Source organism: uncultured Acetobacterium sp., from assembly GCF_927416815.1.
Taxonomy (GTDB): Bacteria; Bacillota; Clostridia; order Eubacteriales; family Eubacteriaceae; genus Acetobacterium.
In genome coordinates, this window is record NZ_CAKMJU010000089.1 from 1 (window position 1) to 6,900 (window position 6,900).

The 6,900-nt window shown below is 45.1% G+C and carries 5 protein-coding genes; all 5 read right to left on the bottom strand.

All coding sequences use genetic code 11. From position 1 onward, the window contains the following. A partial coding sequence (locus QZ998_RS12275) for an ABC transporter transmembrane domain-containing protein (protein WP_296561004.1) occupies positions 1-578 on the bottom strand: 578 nt, incomplete at its 3' end. 1 nt (position 579) lies between these two features. Then, a complete protein-coding gene (locus QZ998_RS12280) occupies positions 580-2,301 on the bottom strand; it encodes an ABC transporter ATP-binding protein (RefSeq protein WP_296561006.1) in 1,722 nt (573 codons plus the stop codon). A 200-nt stretch (positions 2,302-2,501) separates the two neighbouring features. Then, on the bottom strand, positions 2,502-2,963 hold the full coding sequence (locus QZ998_RS12285) for a methylated-DNA--[protein]-cysteine S-methyltransferase (RefSeq protein ID WP_296561007.1): 462 nt from the start codon (positions 2,961-2,963) through the stop codon (positions 2,502-2,504). Between the two features lie 26 nt (positions 2,964-2,989). Further along, on the bottom strand, positions 2,990-5,026 hold the full coding sequence (locus tag QZ998_RS12290) for an EAL domain-containing protein (protein WP_296561009.1): 2,037 nt from the start codon (positions 5,024-5,026) through the stop codon (positions 2,990-2,992). A gap of 169 nt (positions 5,027-5,195) precedes the next feature. Continuing rightward, entirely contained in the window at positions 5,196-6,548 is a 1,353-nt protein-coding gene (locus tag QZ998_RS12295; RefSeq protein WP_296561010.1) for a sodium-dependent transporter, read from the bottom strand. Positions 6,549-6,900: the final 352 nt, after the last annotated feature.

The following is a 6,900-nucleotide window of genomic DNA, read 5'->3' on the forward strand; positions in this document are numbered from 1 at the left end:
ATCAGGTAGCGCGACATAAAGATTGAGGCTGGTACCGTAAAAGCAAAAACAAGCACCAGTTTGGGCGAGATCGCCAGCATCATCAAAAAGGAGCCCAGGACGGTGATGATTGCCGAGGCTACCTGGATCAAATCACTAGAAATCGAACTATTGACCGTATCAATATCATAGGTAATCCGGCTGATGACATCGCCAGTCTGGTGCAGATCAAAATAACCCACCGGCAGATCCATCAGCTTATTAAAGACATCTTTGCGCATCGCATAGGTAACCTGACGGCTAACCCGGATCATCAGCACTTCCAGAATATAGGTTAGTCCCGCTGAGCCGATATAAAAGACGACCATCCAGAAGGCGTAATAAAACACCTGCGAAAAATTGACCTGACCGATTCCCAGTTCGATGGCGTCAATGGCATAGCCCGAAAGCAGCGGCCCCACCAGCGCCAGCAGGTTGCTCCCGATGGTTAAGACGATGGCGGCAAACAGCCGCCATTTGTAACGCATCAGATAGCCGACCAACTGGATCAGAGTGCCTTTGCGGTTTTGCGGTTTTTCGAATTTTTGTGATCGTCTCATCTCAGGACACCCCCATCTGTGAATGACTGATTTCGCGATAAACTTCACAGCTCTTCAACAGCTGTTTATGTTTGCCGTAGCCGATGACCGCACCGTTTTCAAGCACCAGAATATGATCGGCATGGCGGATCGAGCTGACTCGCTGAGCGACGATAATAATCGTGGTGGCGTCAAAGTTTTCCTTAATCGCCTTGCGAAAGGCGGCATCGGTTTGATAGTCCAGGGAACTCGATGAATCATCTAACACCAGTATTTCCGGACGGGAAGCCAGCGCCCGGGCAATCAGGATCCGCTGCTTCTGACCGCCACTGAGGTTGGCACCTTTGATGGTCAGCTGTTCACCGGATTTATTGACCTTGTCATCGACAAATTCTTTGGCTCCGGCACAGTCAATCGCTGCTGTAATGGCCGCTGTGGACAGATTTCTGCCCAGATCAATGTTTTCCTCAATAGTCGCTTCAAAGATCATGTCATTCTGAAAGGCCACCCCAAATTTATGATGCAATTCCCGGGGATTCATCGATCTGACATCCCGACCATCAATGGTAATGCTCCCCTGATCGACATCATAAAGCCGCATCAGCAGGTTTAGCAGGGTCGTTTTGCCGGCGCCGGTTTCACCGATAATCCCCAACGTTTCTCCTTTTGCCAGTGCAAAAGAAATATCAGTCAGATTGGGTTCTTCTTTATTATACGAAAAGGTGACATTTCGAAATTCCACAAAAGCGTTTGTTTTAGTCGCTTTAATATCTTCGGGTAATTCCAGAACTGCCAACGCATCGACACTTTCTAACGCCTGGATGACCCGATCGGCAGAAGCAGTGGCTCTTGGCCACATTTCAAACATTCTGGAAATGGCTAAAACGGCATGAAGAATAATAGTGAAATAGGTCATAAAGGCCAGAATAATTCCCACTTCTGAGGTGCCGTTATTGACGCCGTAGGCGCCCACCACGACGACTCCGACCAAACCGAGATTCAGACAGATATTCATGGCCGGGGAAATCACCGCCACCGTCATCCGGGCTTTTTTCTCGCGGTTTACGACATCGGTATTAATAACCTCAAACCGTTTTTTCTCATAGTCTGTTTTAGATAGCGCCTTGATCACCCGGATACCATTGATATCCTCTCTGACGAGCCGTACAAAACTGTCAAAAGTCTGTTGCAGACCAGCAAAAAGCGGCATGCTTTTTCTCGAAACCAGGGTAATCAGTACCGCCATAATCGGCATAATTCCAATTAGCACCGTCGCCAGAACCGGATCCAGGGTCATCGTGATAACGATGCCGCCAAGAAGCATGATCGGCGCCCGAACGCCTAGTCTTTGAATCCGGATAATCATCTGGTAAATAACATAGGTGTCGGATGTTAAGCGAGAAATTACCGACGGTTTAGTCAGAGTCTCCATCTGCTGATTAGAAAAATACATCACCTTGGCAAAAAGATCATGCCGGATCACTTCGGTGACATCGCTGGCCACTCTGGCTGCCATCCGATTGGCAATAATGTTAAAGGCCATCCCGATGATCGCACAGACTACCATCACGCTACCCCAATAAAAAATCGGCAACCGCTCATTTAAGGGGATCACCTGATCAATAATAATCGCCAGAATCGAGGGAATAATCAAATCCATGATCGAACCGGTAAATTTGAAGAATACCCCAAAGGCCATCCGGCCATAGTAGGGTTTTAAATATTCAGTGATGATTCGTTTCATATTCTGCCTCCCTCGTTTCTCTTTGTACACCACACCGCTCGAATTAATTCACACTTCTATCATTTTAACCGTTTTATTATTTTTGTTCACTATTTTTTTAGTTGAATTGAAATTTTAGTTGCATTTTTTTGATGACACAAACAATTTGAGCCACAAAAAAAGCAACCCCTTTTTCAGAGATCGCTTTAAAAACTCTTCTACTAATCCGATTTTTCCAGTTCCAATAGCTTTCTTTTGAGCTGCAGCCCGCCGCCATAGCCGACTAAGCTGCCATTAGCACCAATCACCCGGTGACAAGGGATGATGATTGCTATCGGATTCTTGTTATTGGCACCACCCACGGCCCGGCAGGCTTTTTCATGGCCGATGGCGCGGGCAATATCCTGGTAGCTGACGACTTCCCCATAGGGAATCTCCTGGAGGGCTTTCCAGACCTTTTGCTGAAAGTCGGTGCCCTGGGGGGATAGCGGTAGCTCAAAGCATTGCCGTTTGCCGTCAAGGTATTCTAAGAGTTGTTGATGGGCTCTTTTTAGAAGCGGGGTCTCCATACAAGGAACCCCCGCTGGCAAGGTTTCTTTAAAAATCAGACGGGTTATGGCGGTGCCATTCTCCGTTAAAACAATTTTTCCCAATTGGGTTTGATAACAAAAGCCCTTTTCCATCGCATTCGCCCCCCTCTGTTCTTCTGCTATTTTTGATCCTGGTGTTTCAATAAATATTCAGCCATGGCGGCGTCTCCTAGCGGTCGGCTCATCAGATAGCCCTGAATTCTGTCACACTTATTGTCTTTGAGGAAATCAAATTGCAGGATTTCTTCGACCCCTTCAGCCACCACCTCAATGCCTAGTCCATGAACCATCTCAATGATGCTGCCAACAATCCGGTTATTTTTTTCGGTCTTTTGAATCGCGGCGATAAAGGAGCGATCAATTTTAAGCACATCAATGGGCAACTGCATCAGATAACTCAGTGACGAGTAGCCGGTGCCAAAGTCGTCGAGCGAGATCATCACTCCGAATTCTTTTAAGTCCCGAATGATTTTGAACGCCTGTGCCATATTGCCAATAAACACCGATTCGGTAATCTCAAAGGTCAGTCTATCCGGTGGCGTAGCGGTTTCCCGGATTACCGCCTTGATCCCTTCTAGAAAGCCCTGCTGCTTCATCTGGACAGCCGATACATTAACCGCAATACCAATGTCGATGTCAAACTGCTGCTTGACTTCGCGGATTTTTTCGCAGGCCTGTCGCAGCACCCATTCCCCTAAATCACTAATCAGGCCGATTTCTTCGGCCATCGGAATAAACTCAACCGGTGAAACAAGCCCCCGACCCGGTGCCTCCCAGCGCAGCAGGGCTTCAAAACTCGATTTATTCTGATCGACCACATCAACAATCGGCTGATATTCGACAAAAAACATTTCTTTTTCAAAGGCTTCAATCATCTGGTTTTCCAGTTCCATCTTATAGAGTACTTCGGTCTTCATTTCTTTACGATAAAACTGCACACAATTTTTTCCCATTTCCTTGGCTTTGTACATCGCCGTATCGGCAGCTTTTAGGAGATCGTTGCTGTTTCTGGCATCCGCCGGCCAAATGGCAATGCCAAAACTGGCAGTCATAATCACGGATTTGTCATCTAGCCTAAAGGGATTTCCCAGCAGATTGAGCAACTTTTGAGTCTCTCCGAGGATTTTTTCGTCAGAAATTTGACGGCGGATCAGAATCGCCATTTCATCCCCTCCCAAACGACCCAGCAGGTCCTTCTCGTCGATCGCATTTTTTAATCGGGTGGTGACCTGTTTTAGCAGCATATCCCCGGCACAATGACCCATTGAATCATTGATTTTTTTAAAATTATCAAGATCAATGAAGACTAGGGCAAAGCGATTTGAGGTCTCATTATTGAGATCAATCAAGAGCTCAATCTGCTCGAGGATCATCTTCCGATTGGGCATCCCGGTAAGGGTGTCGGTATAAGCCAGGAATTCCAACCGTTTCTGATTGGCTTCAATCTCACTATTATAGGCAAGCAACAGTTCATTTTGAGCTTTGAGCTGCTGCTGTTGAGCAATCACCTCATCATAAAGTTGGTTGAGTTCTTCCTTCTGGCTGACTGCTTCGGCTTTAATTGCTGATTTTTTGACAAGGATCTGTTGATAAATCCGGTTGGTGATAATACTGGCGACAATGATGCACAAAAGCACGGCCAGCAGGGTCAGGTTAAAGGCATGATCTGTCTGGACGGATGCCGTCGGGTAATAAAACAGACTGGCAATAAAAAAAAGTGCTCCACCACCAATCATGTAGCAAAACAAGATCCGTTGGATCATCATGTTGGACATAATGATCATAATCAGGATAATCATCCAAAAAATGATCGTGAAGCGTTGATAATATGCCAGATATGTGGCCAGTAATCCTAGTAGCAAGATGATACTCATCAAGTGAATTTTTAAACGGTTTGACAGTTTCAGACGAATCAGGCTCATCATAAAAAAACCGCAGAAAAACAAGCTGCTGACGACCATTAAAACCCGCAACAGACTCTCCTGCCAGTAAACGCCAATGATTCCACTGACCACCGCCGCCATCAAAAGCATTGGCACCAACATTGACAGCATCAAAAGCGTTTCGTCTTCTTTGATCCTCTCCAGATTATCAGATTCTGCAATGCGATTGATTATTTTTTCAAAATATAACTGAATCGTTTTAACAAAAATCACCCCTTTTTCTGCCTAGCACTGCTTCATACTGAATATCAGTCATTCTAACCCTTATTATACCCTATTTGAACCTAATCTGACCAACAAAAAAAGCAATCCTTTTAAGAGATTGCTTTTTTGACACAGCCATGGCATGGGGACGTTTTCTGTCGTCTTCACAGCCGTGACTTCAATACTTAATCACACCCATCGCCTCTAAAATTGAACTGATCAGAATGCCAACAATACATAATGGGGCAATATATTTAACCATGATGATAAAGAGTTTTTCGCGTTTAAAAGGCGACGATAGTCTGACCTCGTCGGTGATTATTTTTGTTTCCAGAACATGACCAACAAGAATGCAGGTAAAAAATGCACCAATCGGCATCAGAATCGAATTCGTGATAAAATCGAAAAAGTCTAGAAAGTTGAAGCCAAAAATGAGCACCTCACTCCATATTCCTTGTCCTAATGAAGATGGTATGCCAATCAACACCGCTAGCACTGCAACGATCAGCACCCCTTTTTTCCGTGCCCACTTAAACTGATCACAGACACTTGCTACCACCGCTTCCATCAGCGAAATCGACGATGTCAGAGCGGCAAACAAGACCAGTAAAAAGAAAACGCCCCCCATTACATTACCAAAACCCATGCTTTCAAATACCTTGGGCAAGGTGACAAACATCAAACCTGGCCCCTTACTAAGCGCCGCTGGGTCTCCTCCTGAGAAGGCGAAAACTGCTGGGATGATCATAAAACCCGCTAATATGGCAATGCCGGCATCAAACATTTCGATTTGCTTAACTGAAACTTCCAGATCTTCTTTTTTACTGAGATACGAACCATAGGTGACCATGATCCCCATCGCCAGCGATAATGAGTAAAACATCTGTCCCATCGCCGCCAAAACGGCCTGAAAGCTAAAATTTGCCAGATCCGGATACAGGAAGTACCACACCCCGGCCATCGCCCCAGGTTGCATAATCGAATAGATCGACAAGAAAACCGACATCACAATCAACACCGGCATTAATATCTTGCTGGCCTTCTCAATCCCATCCTTGACTCCTCTGATTACCACAACAGTGGTCGCCAGCACAAAAACAGATTGCCAGATAATCGGTTCAAGCGGTTGGGCGATATAGCTCGAAAAATAATCACTACCGGTTGTTGCGATGCCGCCACCGGTTACAAAAACAACAAAGTATTTGATCACCCAGCCGCCAATGACACTGTAATAGGGAAAAATCAGAAATGCCACCAATGAAGCAATAATACCGACAAAACTAAAGCGTTTATCCAGCGCCCGATAAGCCCCCATCGGACTAAGCTGAGTCTTTCGACCAATTGCCAATTCTGCTGTCATAATGGCAAACCCCAGGGTTACTACAAAAATCAGGTAGATTACCAGAAATAGCCCCCCACCGTATTTTGCCGCCAAATAGGGAAAGCGCCAGATATTCCCCAATCCTACTGCTGATCCGGCTGCTGCCAGCACAAACCCTATTTTACTTGAAAACTCACTGCGTTTATCCACACCACTTCCTCCAACCGTTTCTATTTCAATTTATTTGATACAAATTTTTTCCTCCATCGTTTTACAATCGATGCCAAATTAATTCGCACTTCTACTATTCTAACCGTTTTTATAATTTTTTCCACTACTATTTTTATTTACAGCTAATAAATGGTGCCAATAATAAGTTGATAAATTACTGCCAATAAAAAAGCCAATAGCAAATCCTACAAAGGAATTTGTTATTGGCTAACTATCCGATAAGTATAAATCGTTTCGCTAAGTCTTCCAATTTACCTACGCTTAAACTCATTGGTTACCCAATAAGCTCCAATGCTAACTACGGGTGGTTTGGTCTACCTTACCCGATGGG

Bases quoted from the DNA above. Each gene is read 5' to 3' on its own strand.
- QZ998_RS12280 (WP_296561006.1), bottom strand. From the start codon at position 2,301: ATGAAACGAATCATCACTGAATATTTAAAACCCTACTATGGCCGGATG.
- QZ998_RS12285 (WP_296561007.1), bottom strand. From the start codon at position 2,963: ATGGAAAAGGGCTTTTGTTATCAAACCCAATTGGGAAAAATTGTTTTA.